We start from the raw sequence: 18500 nt of genomic DNA, 5'->3' as shown, positions 1-18500 counted from the left end.
CGATCCACCCATGAAACGACCATCCGGCACCCGGCTCCCCAGCCTCCCTGAGACGACCCCATGGCCAATCAAAGCGATCAGAACCACGGGATCGATCATCGCACTGGCTTTCAGCGTCACCCTATCTACTCACGCTGTTGAAACAGAGAAGACCGATGAGCCGCTCAACGTCCTCTTCATCGTGGTGGATGATCTGAGGCCCGAACTTGCATGCTATGGTGTCAGCGAGGTGGTTTCGCCCAACTTCGACCGACTCGCCGCGATGGGAATGCTTTGCCATCGTGCCTACGCCCAGTACCCGGTTTGCAATCCGAGCCGTTCATCATTTCTCTCAGGCCTGCGACCGGATGAGAGCGGCGTTGTTTCGAACAAGGTCCCCTTCAGAACCAAACTGCCCGACACCGTCAGCCTGCCTCAGCTCTTTCGTCAGAACGGCTACTACACGGCAGGAATCGGCAAGATCTTCCACCTGGGTCAGGATGAGGAAGCCCGTCCCGTGCTTTTTGAAGATCCACTCTCATGGGATCATTTCTACGACGGGATGCGGAATGCCCCGAAGATCGGCAAGACCGGTGTCGGCAGGGACCTTACAAACGGGCGACTCCCTTGGTGCAAATGGCTCGCTGCTGAGGGTGATGACAATGGTCAGGCCGATGGGCTGAACACCAGCGAGGCTCTGCGGATTCTCGAAGAACGCCATGGTCAACCGTTCTTCCTCGCACTTGGATTGCACAAGCCTCACGACCCGTTCATCGCACCAGCAAAATACTTCGACCTCTATCCCGAGGATTCGACCAAACTCCCCGAAGAGCCAAGCGACAAGAGCCGGCAAGTCCAATACGCCATCCCCAATGCTAAAGACTTCTCTTCCTTCACTGCCAAGGAGCGCCGGGAGTTCAAGCGTGCCTATCAGGCCTGTGTCAGCTTCGCCGACGCACAACTTGGAAGAGTCTTCGAGTCCTTGGACCGTTTGGATCTATGGAGCAATACAATGGTGATTCTCATCGGAGATCATGGCTACCATCTCGGAGAGCACGGGTGGTGGAATAAGGTCACCGTTCACGAACTCGGCGCGCGTGCACCGATGATCGCATGGGTTCCGGGGGCAAAGGGAATGGGAGAACCAACTGAAGCACTCATCGAGTTCGTCGACCTTTATCCAACCCTGATCGATTACGCCGGTCTGGAGCCTCCGCATAAACTTTCGGGTCAGAGCTTGCGCCCGGTTCTGGACGATCCAAGCAAACCGGGCAAAGCCGCCGCCTACTCTCAGGTCAATCGGGGAAGCACCGTCGGAAGGAGTGTGCGAACCGCCCGCTGGCGTTACACGGAATGGGGTCCGCACGGTGAAAAGGGAATCGAACTCTATGATCATCAGGACGACTCGGGAGAGTATTACAACCTCGGTGGCAACCCGGAGCGTGCGGAACTTGTGAAGCGCTTGAAGGCACTACTCGCAAAGGGTTTCCCCGAAAAACGCTAGCTCGTGCCAATCAAGCAACTTCCCACCACTTCAAAGCATGAACTTTTTCGTCCCTCAGGCTCTGCGGCTTCTTGTGCTGATATTCCTCGCAGAGTCCACGGTCACCGCCCGATCACCAAACATCATCGTCATTCTCGCAGACGACATGGGCTACGGCGACGTGGGTTGCTACAATCCTCGATCGAAGATCCCGACACCTCACATCGACCGTCTCGCCAAAGAGGGAATGAGGTTCACGGATGCCCACGCTGCCGGCCCACTCTGTCACCCCTCACGCTACGGCTTGATGACTGGCCGCTACCCCTTTCGCACAGACGTCACCAGATGGCCAAAGCATGCCTTGATCGAGACGGGTCAGATGACCCTCGCGAGCCTGCTCAAAGAGCACGGATACCACACCAGTATGGTCGGAAAGTGGCATCTCGGATTTGAAGAACAAGGCTACGACCGACCTCTTCCCGGTGGTCCGGTCGACTGCGGATTCGACGAGTTCTTCGGACTCAGGGCATCCACCGACATTCCACCCTATTTCTTCATCCGTAACGACAGGCCGGTCGCTCCGCCGACGGACGACATCCGGGCAAGCAGATCGAAAGACTGGTCGCCGATACAGGGCAAGTTCTGGCGGGAAGGTGGCTGTGCTCCGGGACTGGATCTATCGACCGTGTTGACCACTCTCACCGATAATGCCTGCAGCATCATCAGCAGGCATGCAGCCAGCGAACCACCCGAACGCAAGCCACTCTTCCTTTACCTCGCCCTGACGGGACCACACACACCTTGGCTTCCTGACGAACAGTTCATCGGTTCGAGCGGTGCCGGACTTTACGGCGACTTTGTCGCGATGGTGGATCATGAGGTCGGACGCGTATTCGACGCGTTGCACAAGGCCGACATGGTTGACGATTCCTTGATCCTTTTCACGTCAGACAATGGCCCGGTTTGGTATGAGAAGGATGTCGATAAGTTCGATCACGACGCCGTTGGAGGCCTTCGGGGCATGAAGGGTGACGCCTGGGAAGGAGGACACCGAGTGCCCTTCCTGGTCCGCTGGCCTGGAGCAGTGAACCCGAACTCGCAATGTTCACAAACGATCGGCTTCACCGATCTATTGGCAACGTTCTCCGACATTCTTGGTCTCAGCCTTCCAGACGAAGCAGGTCCGGACAGCTTCAGCTTTCTGCCCCTGCTTGATGGTAGCCAAGACGCCAATCAATCGGTGCGGCCAGCGCTGGTCATGAAGGCGGCACGAAAGGATACCATGATCATCCGCTCCGGCCGCTGGAAATTCATCTCGAAGGCTGGTTCAGGTGGCTTTTCTGAGGACCCTCCCAAGGCATTGGACGAGCCTGAAGAGCAGCTCTACGACATGATCAAGGACTCATCTGAGCAGGTTAACCAAGTCACCGCCCACCCCGAACTGGTCAGTCGGTTGAGGAAGGAACTGCAGAGGATCGTGAACACCCCAAGTCATCGGAAGAGTCCGTAAAACTGAAGCTTGGGTGGGCTAACTCCTCCTTGGCCCTTAGCTTTGGCGATTGATAATTGAGAGGACAGCGATCCACTGACACTCCATGGCGGGAGAATTATTCGGGTCTACGAGATTACACAGAAGCTTCTGAGCAGGCGCTGATTCACCAAGGTCGTTCGCCGCATCCAGCTGCAACGGATACACTACTCTCCTGCCGGATGGCCGGGGCTCGATCCTCTGATTCCACAACTGATCACCGGATCACATCGAAGGTGATCTCGCGCTCGGCAATCTCCCTGACGGTTAGTGCTTCGGCATGGCCATCCGCCATGCACACATTGACCTTTCCCCCATGTCGCGCTGCCGGTCCGTGACCACTCCATCGAGATGGGTTCGGCCACAGGGCATACCAACCTTTGTTCAACTCGTCGGCACTTGGAGAAGTATCCCCCACCAACCAAGTACTAGCCGGCCGCTTGATCCGGTTGAGACGCAGCGATCCTGGCTCCCTGACCCCCTCCGGGCGCATCTCCTCGTAGACGAAGATGCTTCCTTCAACGACGCCGTAGCCTCCATAGGCATCGGACATGAAATCACAGCTAGGACAGGTCCAAACACCGGTGCCGCAAGGCAGCGTTCCCACGCCATCCCAAAGATAGCCCTTGTTCGCGAGATAAACCGTCCAGATCGGAGGTCGCTTGCCCAACTCACGATCGAACGCAGGCTGCAAGGGAGGCAACCTCTGGTGGTTGTCACCTGCATACATCAAGATCGCGCCGCCCACCTGTCGCACGTTCGACATGCAGGTTGCGGCCTCGGCCGCCCCGTTCATCTTGCGCGCCAGTGGAAGCGAGAGGGCCGCAAGTACCACGATGATCACGATCCCGATCATTAGCTCAAGAAGGGTCACCCCAGGCCGTCTCAGCGAACCGACGCCCGTCTGCTTAAACCTTTTATCATCTGGGTTGTTTTTCATGGATTGTGTAGGTTTTGAGGCAGCGATCTACGGTAGAAACCTGACGGGATGGGCAATCATGAAAATACCCATCCGCTGCACCATTGGAGTAATCAAACGGCACCACCCCACAGCCGTCAAGCAATCAAAGCCAGGAACTGGGTTTCGAGAATCGCCAAACCGGGCTGGGACCGCTCGAACATTGCAGGGCAATCAGCGCAAAGCAGCGAGCAACCAGGCCCCCGACGCGCTGAGATCATTATTCCCTTGGCGCGTCCCTCCGGTGAAGTGAAGGGTTGTGGGTTCCCAGCTGGCCTCAAGAAACCCGCTACCACTTCTTGCTCCCTAGACCGCTGGTGCAAGCGCCCCGTCCCCTCCACACAGAGCAGGAGGCCCACCCACTCGTCAACGCGCTCCACTCGGCGGGCACCAATGAACCAATCCGACAACCTCGCCTGGGAGACCGCAGCCTAACAGCATTGAGCAATCACCCGAGCTCGATCATCCGAGACCTCGCGGTTGCACACTCATTCACTGGACAGTTCACCATCCATCGCACTCTACTTTGAACACTCTGTGAAGACGTGAATCCAACTTGAAACTGGCCATCGCTTGATCATTCTGGTGTCGATGAAATACAACCCTTCCGATTCGTCCCGTCGCCGCTTTCTCAAGACATCCCTTGGAGCTGCCGTTGCAGGACCGCAAATCGTCCGTGCCGAGACACTCGGCAACAAGAATGCCGCCGGAGCCAACTCGCGCCTCGGCATCGGCTTCATCGGTGTCGGACAGATCTCGCAGGGACACATGGTGAGCTTCGCCAGCATGAAGGACGTCCAACCCATCGCGATCTGCGACGTCCGGCAGTCGGCCCTCCAGAATGCGGAGAAGAAGCTCGCCGACCGAGGCCACAAGGGCCTGCAAGCGACCTCGAAGTACGAGGAAGTGATCTCAAACCCGGACATCGACGTCGTCTGCGTGACGACCCCCGATCACTGGCATGCGGCGATCGCCCTGGAAGCGATGAAGGCCGGAAAGGACGTCTATGTCGAAAAGCCGATGACTCTGACGATCGAAGAAGGCCAGAAGATGGTCGAGGCCGAGAAGAAGTATGGCCGCATCGTTCAGGTCGGCTCCCAGCAACGTTCGTCCGTCCATTTCCGGATCGCGGCCAATCTTGTGCGCAACGGATTGATCGGTGACATCAAGGAGGTCTACTGCAGGCTTGGTAGCTTCCCGCAGCCCCCGGAGAAGGAGAAGATCGTCCCGGTTCCGGAAGGATTCGACTACGATCGCTGGCTTGGCCCCACCCCATTCTACGAGTATTCGGACAACCGGACGAGGGGACACTACGGAGGCGGCTGGCGTTGTTACTGGGACTATGGTAGCCGCAAGTTCGGTGACTGGGGCGCCCACCATTTCGACATCGTCCAGTGGGCGTTGGATCGCGACGACACCGGTCCGGTCGAGTTCATCCCGGCAGGATATGACGGGAACAAGCACCATCACTACCGCTACGCCGACGGCATCACGGTCTGGCGCGACAAGAAGCCCGATCACGGCCACATGATCCGCTTCATCGGCACCGAAGGCGAAGTGCACGTCAGCCGCGGCAAGATCGAGAGCCTTCCCAAGGACCTGGTGCGCCACCGCTTCGGCGCGAACGACATCCAGGTTTACGAGTCCAAGGACCACCGCAGGAATTTCATTGATTCCATCAAGTCCCGCAAGCCGACGATCTGCCCGGCCACCGTCGGCCACCGCAGTGGATCCATTTGTCAACTGGCAGGCATCGCCGAGCGACTGGTGCGCCCCTTGAAGTGGGATCCCGTCGCCGAGAAGATCACCAACGATGCCGAAGCCGCCAAGATGCAGAGCCGTCCAAGACGCGCAGGCTACGAGTTGCCGGACATCGGATAACCCGTCCGGGGTGCTTGACGGTTCTCTTCAAGCATTTGCCGAGCCCCACCCGAAACCGGGTGGGGTTTTTCGTTTCCCCATTCCCGAGGAGACAACGATCGGCCGATCGCACCCCCTCTCCAGGCCCACCGCCTACGAGTCCCGCTTGGACCAGCACGGACTTCCCCATCGCACTCCCGCCACCCTAACAATCGCCAGGTCACAAGAACGACGACGACCAGGGTGTCACGGAGACTGTCCGGTCATGACTCGCCCGATCTGCTCCGACGAAAGCGCCCCACCGAAGATCTCCACTTCGTCAACATCGCCGCGGAAGTAGCGTGGTCGGCCCGGGTCGGCTGGGTGGTGGGTGATGTCCCGGCCAACCCACACGCCGTGGCCTTGCGGGTCGATCTCGGTATCGATGACGCCCAGCACCCGCTGGGAAACCGGTTCGAACTCGCCGTCGACGTAGAGGAGCACGTGCTTGCCCGCGTCCGGCCTCAGAGCGGGATAGAGGACCACCGCCACATGGTGCCATTTTCCGTCCCGAAGGTCCCGGGTGCCGATCGCCATCCCGCCATGGGTGCCGAGCCGGAGACGTCCGCGAGGCCCGTCGTAGTCGAGCATGTTGATGGAAACCTGCCACACCGAGCCCCAGTCCGGACTCCTGAAACGGCCCCACGAAAGAATCGCGAATCCCTCATCGCTCTCGAGGTCTTCGGGGACCCTCAGCCAGAAGGTCACGGTTCGTGGGTCCGTCCCGCCGATTCCCTGGAAACCGCTCTCGAGATAGGCTCCCTGTCCGTCGAGCGCGACCGCCCCGCCCTGCACACCGGTCGTTGCCACCGGCCCGCCGCTACCAACGGCGGCGTGGGCGATCAGGTCGGAGTTCTCCCCGCCCATGCCGCTGTCGATCGCCGTGCAAATACCGCCGTCGAGCAAGTCCATCGGCCACGCAACATGGGGGACCTCGCCGTGGGAACGCGCAGGTAGGGAAGAATAGAACTGTCCCGGGTCGGCGGGGATCCTCTCACTCTGACCCGTGCCAAAGCGCAGCGCGTCGTCCTTCTCAAGAAGCACGGGAGAATCGCTACCGACCGAAGTCTCCACCTCACCATCGAGTACGTGGGTCTCGACCATCCCGCTGGCATGATCGACCGAAATTCCGAATTCGGTGCCAAGGTCGACCACACGTCCGCCTGGTGTCAGGACCTCGTAGCCCCGCCCGGAGGGCGTCACCCTCATGTGCAGCCGCCCGTACGACAAGGACGCCTTCATCGGTGCGGTCCACTCGATCTCGACCGGACCTTCCAAGATCATGGTGCCACGACCTTCGAGTTCGATCTGCACGAGACCACGGGCGATCCGGAAGGGTTCCCCGGCAAAAATCTTTGTCTCTTCACGTTGGTTGAGGATCGTATCGGTCGATTCGCGGCTGACGATGGTTCCAACCGGTTCGGGTCTGAGAAGCAGGTTCCACGAGAGCACGGCGGCAAGCAGCAGCACCGCAGCCGCGGCAAACCACTGGAGGCGGGTTCGTCCGATTCGTCGTCCGAGTCCTCGCTCAACACCGTCAACGAATGTCTCGCGGTCGGCATCGAGGCTGCGGGCTTCCGTCGCTTCGATCCAGCGTTCGCGCGACAGGTCGTCCTGGAGCGCGACACTCATCAACGCGTCGACCGAGGAGTGCTCTGCGATGACGGTGGCGAGTTCCTTGTCGGACTTGGCCAGCCGTCGGAGGTCGGCAAGTTCGTCCTCGCCGAGATCACCGTCGATGAAGCGCGCGATTCTGTCCTGGTGGTTCTTCATGCCTCGCCTCCTTCCTGTTCCTGCCGGATGCAGTTCGCCAGATTCTCCCGAAGTCGGTGAAACTGCATTGACAAGGCCGAGTATCCCCGGCCGCTCTCTGCCGCGATCTCACGGACACTCTTTCCCACCGTGTAGCGTTGGGCGAGCAATTCCCTGGAAGGGCCGGTAATCCGTCCGAGGCAGGTCCGGAGGGCGTCCATGCGCGGCCCCTCACGAGACGTGTCCTCCCCACCCCAAAACACTTCGTCGCAAAGCGGCTGCAGGTCTTCAGTCCCGCCGACGTGCAGTTCCCGTTTCTTGCGGATGTGATTTCTCAAGTGATTGACGGCGATGCCACGCAGCCACGGCTCGAATGCGCTGTCGTCCTGCAGGTGCTTCAGCCGGAGGTATGCGGTAATGAAACTCTCCTGAGCCAGGTCGTCGGCACTGGCCCAGTCGCGGAGGCGCGCGCGGAGGAACGCCCGCAGCCAGCCTTCGTGGAGTCGGACAAGTTCTCCAAATGCACCGCGATCGCCGCGGCGTGCGGTTCCGATCAGTTCGGCGGTCTGTGGAGGTTCGGGATTCATTCCTTACCTGTTGAGTGTCACAACCAGGGCCGAATCACACACAAAATCAAAGATTTCGAAATTTCATGTGATAGCCCGCGCAGGTGGGAACACCCCGATTTCAGGCGGACGTTGTGTTCGCTTCAAAAAACTCCCAAACCATGTCCCGAAACCTCCTCCTGTCTCCACCCCGCCCTTGCGTCTCCGGACTCATTCTGGCCCTTGCTTTGGGCACTGGCATCGCTCCGGCCGCCAGCCTCGACGTGACCGTATCGCAGGATACCTACATCCGCATCGATGCGGGAGGGGGCACCTCTCCTCAGAACAGCGACGCCGACAACGAGGTGCTGGTCGGGCAGAACTTCGCAGTCGACCAACTCCGGCCGCTACTCGGCTTCGACGTGTCGCAGCTCACCGACGATGTGGCGAATCTTGGCGGCGGTGATTTCGGGAGTCTGACCATCAATTCCGCAACGCTCACGCTCTACGAGCGGCGCGGGCGGAGCTTTGAGGGCACAGGGAGCCTCAACGTCCGAAGCTATGACTTCGATTTTATCGACTTGTCCTCCACCTGGGCGGACCCAGACGGTGACGGCAGCCCGGCGACAGGAGACACGACCGCCGGCGGGACGCTCGGCGCCCTCTTGGCCAATGCCGTGCTTGGGTGGGATGCGACTGCGGACAATGACAACTCGAGTCTGCCCCTTGATGTCAATGCGCTGTCCACCGCGATCGAGAACGCAGCGACCCCGGGAACCCTCAACCTGATCCTGCAATCCCCGACCTACTCCAGCTTCGGATCGATCACGAGCGACCGGTCGGCCAACACGGCGCGTCATGCCTCATTGAGCATCGATTACTCGGTCAATTCAGTGGATCCCACGTTCGGGCTTTCGGTCGCATCCCCGGACGCCGACCTTGCCTTCCCCGCAGTTTACCAGACCGGCGGAAATCAGACCCGCACGCTGCTCTACGAGGTTACCAGTGGATCGGGAACCGGAACGGTCACGGTGGACTCGATCTCCGTCCTCCCCGCTCCTGATTCCTCGGGTGCATTCACGCTTGGCACGATCAACCCGGCCGTCGGCTCCACACTCGGAGACGGTGACACCCTGAGCATCGAGGTGATTGCGAACGGATCGACCGCAGGATCCTTCTCCGGCACGCTTGTCATCGACACGACAACCGTTGGCACCGCACCGGCCGACGGCTATGACACCGAGGTTCCTCTCAGCTCGACCATTTACGCGGTGGGACAACGTTTCGGAACCAATCCCTACATGGATGTCTCGCTGGCTGGATGGGACGGGGGGGCGACTTCCGTCACTCCCGGCATCGCACCCGGCTCGGCCGGGATGGCGAGGATCAAGGGCGTCATGGACCCTGAAGCAGGGGCTCCGGACGCGCTGGCGCAAAGCACGACCATTCCCGACGGCTCGAGCGACTTCCAGGTTACGGCCTTTTTCACTCCGACTTCCGTAGCCAGTTTTGCGGACTATACCGGCAACGCGGCGGACGGTTCGTTTCAGGACCGGACCTTCCAATGGGTGCTCTTCGCCGATGACGCTGCCGCGCCGAATCCCGGCTTCGGAGATGCCGAAGCAGGCTCGACCTTGATCAATCTGGCCTATCTTCCCGACGGGAATGCCACCTCCGGCACTCCGGATTTCCATGTCTTCGACGGAGTTTCCTGTATTCCTCTCGGGATCGGAGCCATCGACGGCTCGGTTGACAACGGTGCTTCCGCCGGTGACGGAGCGCTGGACCCCACGAGCGACCCTCTGGATGTCATCAATGTTTACAGGCTGACCGTCACCGGAAGCGGCTTCGGCACGCCGGGTGCCTCCTATGAGATCAACGTGGAGAAAGTCTCCGGAGCGGACAGCTTTTCGTCGGGAACCGCCACCGGCTTGACTGCCTTTCACGGCGTGAACGGGACGACGTCCACACCTGCCGGGCATGCCTTCATCACTTCCGACCTTAGCGCGAGTTCGAATGCGAATGGCGGTTTCGCGACCTCCTTCTGGGTGGATGACGCCAGCTTCTTCAATGGCACCGCCCCGGATCCGTTGCTGTCGGTTCTCGCGGTTCCGACTGACGCTCAGGCCTTTCTTCCCGACACGACCGCAAGTGCCACCTTCACGGTTCGCAACGACGGTGCGACAGCCTCCATTGATCTCGATTCGGTGACCTTCGGCGACCCCACCTTTTCCGTCGTCTCTCCGTCGCTGCCAGCCACACTCAACCCGGGGGCGACTGCAGTGGTTGAGATCGCGTGTGATCTCAGCTCGGCGACAACTGGCGTCCCGCTTTCGACATCCATCGGATTGACGACCACTCCCGCTTCAAGCCCCGACGGCTTCGATTGGACCTGCACACTGATCGATCCTTCCCAGCTGCTGGCCAATGGCGACTTCGAAACCGGCGATCTGTCAGGCTGGACAGGCACGGGCTTCAGCATCGAGTCGACGACCCCGATCACCGGCGTTCACTCCGCGACCTCGACCGGTTTGGGAGACTTCGGCCAGACTTTCGGCGATCTTACCATCAGCAACGGATCGCTCTCGTTCGATTTCAGGATCGACTCGGCTGGCACCGATCGCAGTCTGCATTTCCGACTGAATCCTCCGGGTGGGGGCGACTTGCTTACCGGACGAGTGACCAGTGCCGGAGAGCTGCAGTTCTTCAACGGTGTGGGCTGGGAAGGACCCGACGGCTGGCAGACGACGGGAATCACGGGGATCGCGACGGGGGTAAACTACAACCTCACCCTCGATTTTCACGGGGTTGGCACGGCGGCCGCCAGCTACGATGTCCATCTCGTTGGCGGGGCGATCAACACCTCGCTGACTGGCTTCGACCAGTTCCACGGCAATGCGCTGCTTTTGGAACTGGGCGGGCTGCAGTTCAGACGCACGGATGCCGGGCGCGGGACCTACACCGTCGATAACGTCGTCGTCGACCTCAATCTCAACCCGGACCTTGAGATCTCTGTCGAAAGCGTCAGCGGTGGTCCAGGTTCCTTCACCCTCAACTGGACGACGGTGCCAGCGAGCCAAGCGTGCCGCGTCATGCTCTCCACCGACGGGATGCAGACCTTCCAGGAGATCGCTTCAGGGATCACTGGTGGCACCTACACCGCAACAGGTTCTGACGCACCTGCAGGAAAAGCGTTTTACCGCATCGAGACCGAATGACCCCCGAAACCTCTCCATCAATCCAACTCATGAAATCACGAAACAGGCTCCTCCACATCTTTCCCATCGCCATTGCGGCGATCGGGATCACTCCCCAAGCGGCTTCAGCTGCCTACTCTCTGGTCAACGGTGACTTCGAGGACACCAGTGGCACCTTCCCCACCGGGTGGACGGGCTCCGCATCGGATGCCGGCGGCTTCGCCTCCGGGAGTCACGATGCGTTGCTGACTTCAGGGAATTCGATCACGCAGGACTTCAGCGGGGATCCCCGCACGATCGCGACAGCCGAGAACTATGACTTCCAACTCGACTTCGCTTTCAGAACGAGTGCCTTAAGCACCACCTCCGACCAGCGCTTCCGCCTCCGCGACAACAACAATGCCGGTGACCTGATCACGCTCGGTTTCGAGACAGCCGCGACCGGCGGAGGGGCCGCGCTCAGCTATTTCAGCGGAGGCTGGAACACCGCGATCGATGCCGCCTTTGCTGCGGGGACGACCTACTACATCCGCGTGATCGGGAGCGACCTCGATCTGGCAAGCCGTAGCTATACGATCGGGTATTCGACCAATGGAGTCGACTACACCACCAGCGGCGACATCACCGGGTTCCACGCCTTTTCGCCTGGTGTGGACTTCGAGACAATTCGTTTCGAGGCCGGCACCTCGACGCTGCGGATCGACGCGGTGAGTGTGGTTCCCGAGCCCTCGATCGTGTTGCTTGGTGGACTTGGAGTTCTCGGACTGCTCCGTCGGCGGAGGTAGAACCTGGGCGGTCGACCAACCCGAAATCCGAAATTTCCCTGCACAGCGAATCCACCGGCAGGCCCTTCCGGTCTGCTCCGACCGTGCGTACTTACCCCATCAGCATCTCATGAATTCCCGAAACATCGTCATCTCTCTGCTCCTCGCGCCTGCCGCAGCCCTTGCGGCTGGGGTCGGGATCGACTCGGTCGTCCTGCATCCCGATGGCTCACTCGCGTCCGCAACCGTGGCCGGTTCTTCCTACGCCGGAGGCACCGCGTCGCTCACCGCAGAAGGCTCGTCGGGCGACCAGTTCGCCGGCTTTCCCTATGTGGCGGGAACCAGCGTGCCTGCCGGAACCACTCCCCATCCGGGCCCCGCGGTCCATGATAACAACGTTCTCACCGGCGAGGCGGGAAGCTTGGATCTGGGTCAGGGCGTCCTCTTGCTCCGATCGGACGCCGGCAACTTCACCGACACGGATGCCGACCCCGATTTCTTCGTTTTCGAGGATGGGGGGAACGACGACGTGCAAGTCCAGGCACTCCTTGCCGACGGGTCGCTTGGCGAAGCCGTCAGCCTCTCCGGTTGGTCGACGGTGCGCAATGACGGCACGCTCGTCACCAATGGACTCAGCGGTCGGTCGATTGACGGTGTTGCTTTTGACTTCACGGATCTCAAGGACGCCTCAGGTAGCAACCTGGAACCGGGAACCCCGATCTCCGGCATCATGATCGGGGATCTCAACGCAGCGGACTTCTATGAGGTTTATGCCAGTGTCGAGCCGGCCGATGGCGCCAATCTCATCGAGAATCCCGGATTCGAAGCCACGCCATACGATCTCGGATGGAGCGGCACGTCTTCCGCCAATACCGGCACGCCAATGGCCGAGACCACATCGGCTTTGGCTGCATCGATCCATCAGGACTTCGCTCCGACCGATGCCGACGCGCTTTCCGACTTCCGCGTGGATCTTCAGTTCCGACTGGATTCGTTGAACCAGACCCAGCGGATCCGGCTGCGTGACGATGCCAATGCGGGCGATTTCATCACTCTGCGAATCGGCACTTCGGGTATCGACCGCTTTTCGGGTTCGTGGGCGCAGGCGCTCGCCTACCCGGTCGCTTCCGGCACCATCTACCACCTGCGGATCCAGGGCAGTGATACGCTCGGTGGCGGATCGGGGGTTGGCAGCTACACCATCGGTCTTTCGACCGATGGTGTGAATTTCACGACCAGCGCCGCGATAAGCGGGTTCCACGGGTCCGGCAGTGGGCTGAATTTCGAAACCATTCGGTTGGAGAGCGCTTCCGGGGGGGCGACCTGGGACGACATTTCGGTTGTCGACACCGGGGTTCCCGTCGAGCCGCCCGCCCCTGAAAAGGTGGTCGAGATTTCCGGAGTCTATCCCCATCTGGCTGTTTCAAGTTCCCATCTGGAGGTGGGCATCGGAGCGGTGGTACCGTGGGCGGATCGGCTCTGGGCCATCACCTACGGTCCTCATATCCCGAATGGAGATTCGACGAACAAGCTTTACGAGATTGATGATCAGTTGACTCGGATCACACGCCCCGAATCCCTCGGGGGCACGCCTGCCAACCGTTTCATCCACGAGCCGTCCAACCAGTTGATCATCGGTCCGCACTTCATCGACGCCTCACGCAACGTCCGCAACCTGCCTTACTCAGCCGCACCCGGCCGCCACACGGCGACGACCGCGCACCTCACCGACCCGGACAACCGGATCTACATGTTCACGATGGAAGATGGAGTCTACGATGTGAACGTCAATGACCTGTCCTTCATCACCCGCTATCCGGACGTGCAGGGCACGGGTGACAAGTTTCTCTTCGGTTACCATGGCAAGGGTGCCTTCACCGGACAGGGCCACCTGATCGTCGCCAACAATGGGCGCCCCAGAGGACAAGGCACGCCCTTGGGCCCATCGGGTGCTCTCGCCCGGTGGGATGGAACGACCTATGCGGACAACGGCAACAGCTACCTGTCACTCCCGGCGATCAACAGCAACACCACCTACGAACACAACTCCGGTCCGGTGGCCGGGCAGCCGGACTACATTGCCGGGTGGACCCAGGATTTCACGGTCCAGCATTGCGAGGTGACGGGGCCGGGCGGCATCCGGGGAAACCAGAATCCGGCAACCGACCCGGTCTGGGCGACCGGTTTCGATGCAAAATCCGTCGTCTTGCGGGTCTTCGAGGGAGGAACCTGGAACACCTGGAGACTGCCGAAGGCCTCATACAGCCATGATGGTTCCCACGGCTGGCATACCGAGTGGCCGCGCATCCGGCAGCTCGATCCTTCGACGCCGGGGTCGCCCTACCTGATGCACATGCACGGACTCTTTTTCGACTTCCCGCCGACCTTCTCTCCCACCGACTTCTCGGGTCTCGCGCCGATCTGCGGCTACTACAAGATGCCAGTGGACTACTGCATGTTCGATGGTCGCCTCGTCATGGCGAAGAACGACGCTTCGAAGTTCGACAATGCCCTGGCCCTTCGTGCCCAGTCGAACTTCTGGTTTGGTCAGCTGGAGGATCTCAATCAATGGGGAGCACCATCGGGCCATGGTTCGGTGTGGCTGAACGAGGCCGTGGCAAACGGCGACACTTCGGAGCCCTTCCTGATCAACGGCTTCTCCCAGCGTACGCTGCACCTCCGCAACGCCGGTGCTGCCGCGGTCGATATCGAGGTCCAGACTTCTCCCGGTGATGGAACCTGGACGACGCAATCCACGGTCAATGTGCCACCGGGAGGCTACCTCTACGAGCTGATCAGTGACCTGCCCGGGGAATGGGTTCGCCTTGTCGCCAGTGGGTCGAGCACCAGTTTCACGGCCTTCATCCACATGTCCAATCCCTACCCGCATGCCTCAGTGGCCTCGATCGGCACTGACCGTTTCGCGGCGCTCGCGGACATCCGGGATACGACCACTCCCCATTCCGACGGCATCCTGCGTGTGATGGCGGATGATTCGCTGAGGCTCGAGTTCGCGTCTGACAGCGGCTATCACCGGATCGGCGGCGCGATGGAATTGGAAGATGTTTCCAACAGTGCCGCCGAGGCCGATCTGCGGGCGGATGGCGCCTTGAACAAGGAATTCGGCAGCGATGCCGCATCCGCTTGGATTGATGACGGGGGAACACGCTACCGCTTGCCGATGCTCGATCCGCTCTATGACTCCCCCTTCTTGGCGGGCTGGGCCCGTGGCGAGCGCGAGGTCGTGACCGAAAGGAAGCTCTTCAACCTGCATGGTACGTTCTACGAGGTCCCCCGCGACAATTCCGGCGGCAAACGGTTGATGCGTCCTCTGGCCACTCATGGCAAAAGGATCACCGACTTCACCTCATGGCGTGGGCTTCTCGTCCTCAGCGGGGTGCTCGACGACGCCCCTGCCAGTGATTCGCTCGTACGCAGCCCGTCCGGTGCCGGCCTCTGGCTCGGCGAAGTCGATGACATCTGGCGCATGGGCGAGCCGCGCGGCAAGGGTGGTCCGTGGAAGGATACCGCCGTGACCGCCAACACCCCGTCCAATCCCTACCTGATGTATGGATACGACCGCAAGGAATTGACCTTGTCCGTCACCGACGCCGCCACCATCACCGTTCAGGTTGATTTCCTCGCCGACGAAACGTGGTCCACTTACCAGACCTTCTCCTTGGCGGCCGGGGAAACGCTCAACCACCTGTTCCCGGCCGGGTTCAATGCACACTGGGTTCGCGTGATCTCTGACACCAACACGACCGCCACGGCCCAGTTCACCTACGGCCCCGCCGATCAACGCGACACCTTCATCGACTGGGCGCGGGAAAATGGGCTCCCGACCGCTGGGGGTCGCGCGGCTCTCGCTGCGGCGAACGGCGACGACGACAACCTCAGCGACCTCGCCGAGTTTGTCTTTGGCACCGATCCCACCACCCCGAACTCGTGGCCTCTCTCGATCGACCTATCAGGCATGAAAGTAGTCCTGCGTGACCTTTCTCCGACCGGGGGCATCGTCGTCGATTTTGAATCGTGTATCGACCTCCTGTCCTGGCTTCCGGACAACGAACATGCCGTCCCTGCCGCTGATCAATCCGATGTTCCTTCCGGGTTCACCCGCTGGATCTTCGCGTTCGATCCTGCGTCTGAGCCGAGACGCTTCGTAAGGATCGTCGCAGCAATGTCATCCTTGCTGTCGAGCTGAATTCCTGATTCCGACGGCCTGCCGGGTGAATAGGCCGCCGGCCTTGTCGACCTGCTTCATGCGAGCCTTGATCTCACTGGAAAATCGCCCCGTCGCCACGGTGGATGTTCTGGTCGGTGTCAAAAGCCCACACAGAAACCCACGACACGATCCACAATCCGCCTCGCCGTGCGGAACCCAATCCACACTGCGACGCATTGGATCGATCCGACTCCAACTCCCGTCCACTACGGGATGGCGTCCCCCGCCCGTCAGGCGCCAGAACGCAGCACCCGGACACCACGATCGATTTCGTATTGGCGGGACGGTTCCCTGTTCGGCACGGTAGCCGGCGAGCATATCAAGCGAATCTACTACAGTGACACTAGTTGGACTCACGGGATGGCCCCCTCAACCCGAAAGAACGGGGCCACCCCGCGACCGATCGCGGTAAAGACGAGGCCACCAAGATACACAGTCGACCCGGAGCAAAGGTTACGAGCTACCGGACATCGGACCACCCGTCCCGGGTGGTCGCCGATTCCCTGCAAGCAATCGCCAGCCCCCACCCAGAACCGGGTGGGGTTTTCTGTGTCCCCCGTTCCCCGGGGAACCACCAAGTGTCCATCGAACCTGGCTCGGAACGCTCCGCCGAGGGTGACCTTCTCACACGCTTGTCCGAAAGCAGAAGCAACACTGGGGATTTCATCCTTGGCAGCTCTGGAGGAACTTCCTCCCAGTAGGGTTTCGAGTGGATTGACCCGAGAAAAGGAAAAGGCCCCGATCCGTATAAGGATGAGGCCTTCATTTGGCTCCGGCGCTTGGGATCGAACCAAGGACCTAGTGGTTAACAGCCACCCGCTCTACCGCTGAGCTACACCGGAATGATTTGTGGTTGCCCCTCGCAGGGCGGGCGGAAGATGCAATCGACCGTGCGGTTCTGGCAAGGAGAAAATGGCCAGAAAACCATTCCTTTTTGGAGGCCTCTGCCAAGGTTACTGGGTGGGCTCGGTGGACTGACCTGCAGCCTCCCCTTCCCCCCCTTCGGAATCGGCGGATTCCGGCGTGCTATGAGGGGCATTCGCTTCCAACCACTCGGACGCGAGACGCAGGACGCGGCGGGCGTAGCGGTCTTCCGGACTGAGGCGAAGACGGTCGAGAAGTGCGCGTCCATCGCCATGTCCACGGGACGCAAGCAACGAAACCACCTGGTCATCATTGAGCGGATCGAGTCGGACGGTCTGTTCGGAAAGCCGGTCCAGCAAGCCCCCACTGAGAGCGGGAATGAAGGCGCTTTCCCAGACGTCGTCATTCACAGAGACGACAAGGTCGGCGCGGGGTGCCTCCTGACGAACCCCTGCAAGAAAACCAGCGACGCGACGAGCTCCATCTGGATCACCGTGAACTCCTTCGAGGTCATCGATGATCAGGACCACGCGGCGGAGTCGGGAGAGCAAGGCGAGAAGGGTGCCGAAGCGTTCGGCGTCGGCACCGGTCGCGGCCGTTTCCATCAGCGAACCAGCCCGACCGGGGTGCTCGGGCGAAGCCACGGCGTAGCGGAAGAAGGCGGCGACCCAGAAGGCCACCTGATTCAGCGAGCAACCGGTCAAGCGACTGACCTCAAGGGCTAGGCGAGGACCGAGCACTTCGAAGTTCTCGCGCGTCCAGTGAGCCGTGACGGCCTGGGGATGATGGAAGTCGAAGGTCTCGACGGGACGTTTCTGCAACGCGGCAGCGGCAGTCTCGCGATCCTGACAGGGCACTTCCCCGGAAATCACCAAAGGTTGCAGCCCACTGGCCAGAATGTGGCGGGCATGAAGGTCCAGCGAAGTCAGGCCTCCGGACGCAGGCAACTGCTTGGTCAGTCTTCGAATGGCATCCTCGATGGCGGCCGAGGGATCGACATGGCGACCGTCGAGCGGGCGAAGCGGAAGAAACTCGTGAGTCCCGGCCATGCTCTGGCGGAGCTGTTCCAACAAATGGGTTTTGCCGAATCCAGCCCGTGGTGAGCGCAGGAGGATACCCCGGCCCGGGGCGTCCACGGGAGCCTGCAGCATCTTCTCCAATCGTCCTCCAGCCGAGGAATTGACTCCTGAGGCGTGGGGGGCGCCAGCTTGGCCGAAGTTCTCAAAGAACGGTTGCAGGGAGGATGCGTGCATGGTCACTACGGAAGTTGCGCCAATGTGAAACCTCATGGGTTCCGCCACAA

The 18500-nt window shown here is 60.8% G+C and carries 10 protein-coding genes and 1 tRNA gene; 6 read left to right on the top strand and 5 right to left on the bottom strand.

Annotated elements, in window-relative coordinates; translation table 11 throughout:
• The first annotated feature begins 10 nt into the window (after positions 1–10).
• Together JIN81_RS02480 and JIN81_RS02475 are read left to right on the top strand one after the other, a co-directional pair.
• Entirely contained in the window at positions 11–1483 is a 1473-nt protein-coding gene (locus JIN81_RS02480; protein WP_200275975.1) for a sulfatase, read from the top strand.
• A 37-nt stretch (positions 1484–1520) separates the two neighbouring features.
• Positions 1521–2972 (top strand): sulfatase family protein, encoded by a 1452-nt coding sequence (locus tag JIN81_RS02475; RefSeq protein ID WP_200275974.1) that lies wholly within the window; start codon positions 1521–1523, stop codon positions 2970–2972.
• A gap of 235 nt (positions 2973–3207) precedes the next feature.
• On the opposite strand, the gene JIN81_RS19240 is transcribed toward JIN81_RS02475, so the two are convergent.
• A complete protein-coding gene (locus JIN81_RS19240; protein ID WP_267907939.1) occupies positions 3208–3930 on the bottom strand; it encodes a prepilin-type N-terminal cleavage/methylation domain-containing protein in 723 nt (240 codons plus the stop codon).
• A gap of 609 nt (positions 3931–4539) precedes the next feature.
• Here JIN81_RS19240 and JIN81_RS02465 point away from each other — a divergent pair.
• Positions 4540–5829 carry a Gfo/Idh/MocA family protein gene (locus JIN81_RS02465; protein ID WP_200275973.1) on the top strand — a complete coding sequence of 430 codons (1290 nt, stop codon included), beginning with the start codon at positions 4540–4542 and terminating at the stop codon, positions 5827–5829.
• Between the two features lie 225 nt (positions 5830–6054).
• Here JIN81_RS02465 and JIN81_RS02460 read toward each other — a convergent pair whose 3' ends face one another.
• Entirely contained in the window at positions 6055–7620 is a 1566-nt protein-coding gene (locus JIN81_RS02460; protein WP_200275972.1) for a LamG-like jellyroll fold domain-containing protein, read from the bottom strand.
• Positions 7617–8186 (bottom strand): RNA polymerase sigma factor, encoded by a 570-nt coding sequence (locus JIN81_RS02455; RefSeq protein ID WP_200275970.1) that lies wholly within the window; start codon positions 8184–8186, stop codon positions 7617–7619. The genes JIN81_RS02460 and JIN81_RS02455 overlap by 4 nt, the downstream gene beginning before the upstream one ends.
• Positions 8187–8326: 140 nt before the next feature.
• On the opposite strand from JIN81_RS02455, the gene JIN81_RS02450 reads away from it, so the two are divergent.
• The 3 genes from JIN81_RS02450 (at position 8327) to JIN81_RS02440 (ending at position 16312) form a co-directional block, all read left to right on the top strand.
• Positions 8327–11362 (top strand): beta strand repeat-containing protein, encoded by a 3036-nt coding sequence (locus JIN81_RS02450; protein WP_200275968.1) that lies wholly within the window; start codon positions 8327–8329, stop codon positions 11360–11362.
• Positions 11363–11391: 29 nt separating this feature from the next.
• On the top strand, positions 11392–12126 hold the full coding sequence (locus tag JIN81_RS02445) for a PEP-CTERM sorting domain-containing protein (RefSeq protein WP_200275966.1): 735 nt from the start codon (positions 11392–11394) through the stop codon (positions 12124–12126).
• Between the two features lie 109 nt (positions 12127–12235).
• Positions 12236–16312: a hypothetical protein gene (locus JIN81_RS02440; protein ID WP_200275964.1), complete on the top strand. Its 4077-nt coding sequence runs from the start codon at positions 12236–12238 to the stop codon at positions 16310–16312.
• Between the two features lie 788 nt (positions 16313–17100).
• On the opposite strand, the gene JIN81_RS02435 is transcribed toward JIN81_RS02440, so the two are convergent.
• Both JIN81_RS02435 and JIN81_RS02430 read right to left on the bottom strand, forming a co-directional pair.
• Positions 17101–17175: transfer RNA gene (locus tag JIN81_RS02435), tRNA-Asn, on the bottom strand.
• Between the two features lie 111 nt (positions 17176–17286).
• Positions 17287–18450 (bottom strand): hypothetical protein, encoded by a 1164-nt coding sequence (locus JIN81_RS02430; protein WP_200275962.1) that lies wholly within the window; start codon positions 18448–18450, stop codon positions 17287–17289.
• Positions 18451–18500: the final 50 nt, after the last annotated feature.

The organism is Haloferula rosea (genome assembly GCF_016595525.1).
Taxonomy (GTDB): Bacteria; Verrucomicrobiota; Verrucomicrobiia; order Verrucomicrobiales; family Akkermansiaceae; genus Haloferula; species Haloferula rosea.
The sequence above is the reverse complement of the archived record's forward strand: the minus strand, read 5'-3'. Positions and strand labels throughout refer to the sequence as shown.

Bases quoted from the DNA above. Each gene is read 5' to 3' on its own strand.
- JIN81_RS02480 (WP_200275975.1), top strand. From the start codon at position 11: ATGAAACGACCATCCGGCACCCGGCTCCCCAGCCTCCCTGAGACGACC.
- JIN81_RS02475 (WP_200275974.1), top strand. From the start codon at position 1,521: ATGAACTTTTTCGTCCCTCAGGCTCTGCGGCTTCTTGTGCTGATATTC.
- JIN81_RS19240 (WP_267907939.1), bottom strand. From the start codon at position 3,930: ATGAAAAACAACCCAGATGATAAAAGGTTTAAGCAGACGGGCGTCGGT.
- JIN81_RS02465 (WP_200275973.1), top strand. From the start codon at position 4,540: ATGAAATACAACCCTTCCGATTCGTCCCGTCGCCGCTTTCTCAAGACA.
- JIN81_RS02460 (WP_200275972.1), bottom strand. From the start codon at position 7,620: ATGAAGAACCACCAGGACAGAATCGCGCGCTTCATCGACGGTGATCTC.
- JIN81_RS02455 (WP_200275970.1), bottom strand. From the start codon at position 8,186: ATGAATCCCGAACCTCCACAGACCGCCGAACTGATCGGAACCGCACGC.
- JIN81_RS02450 (WP_200275968.1), top strand. From the start codon at position 8,327: ATGTCCCGAAACCTCCTCCTGTCTCCACCCCGCCCTTGCGTCTCCGGA.
- JIN81_RS02445 (WP_200275966.1), top strand. From the start codon at position 11,392: ATGAAATCACGAAACAGGCTCCTCCACATCTTTCCCATCGCCATTGCG.
- JIN81_RS02440 (WP_200275964.1), top strand. From the start codon at position 12,236: ATGAATTCCCGAAACATCGTCATCTCTCTGCTCCTCGCGCCTGCCGCA.
- JIN81_RS02430 (WP_200275962.1), bottom strand. From the start codon at position 18,450: ATGCACGCATCCTCCCTGCAACCGTTCTTTGAGAACTTCGGCCAAGCT.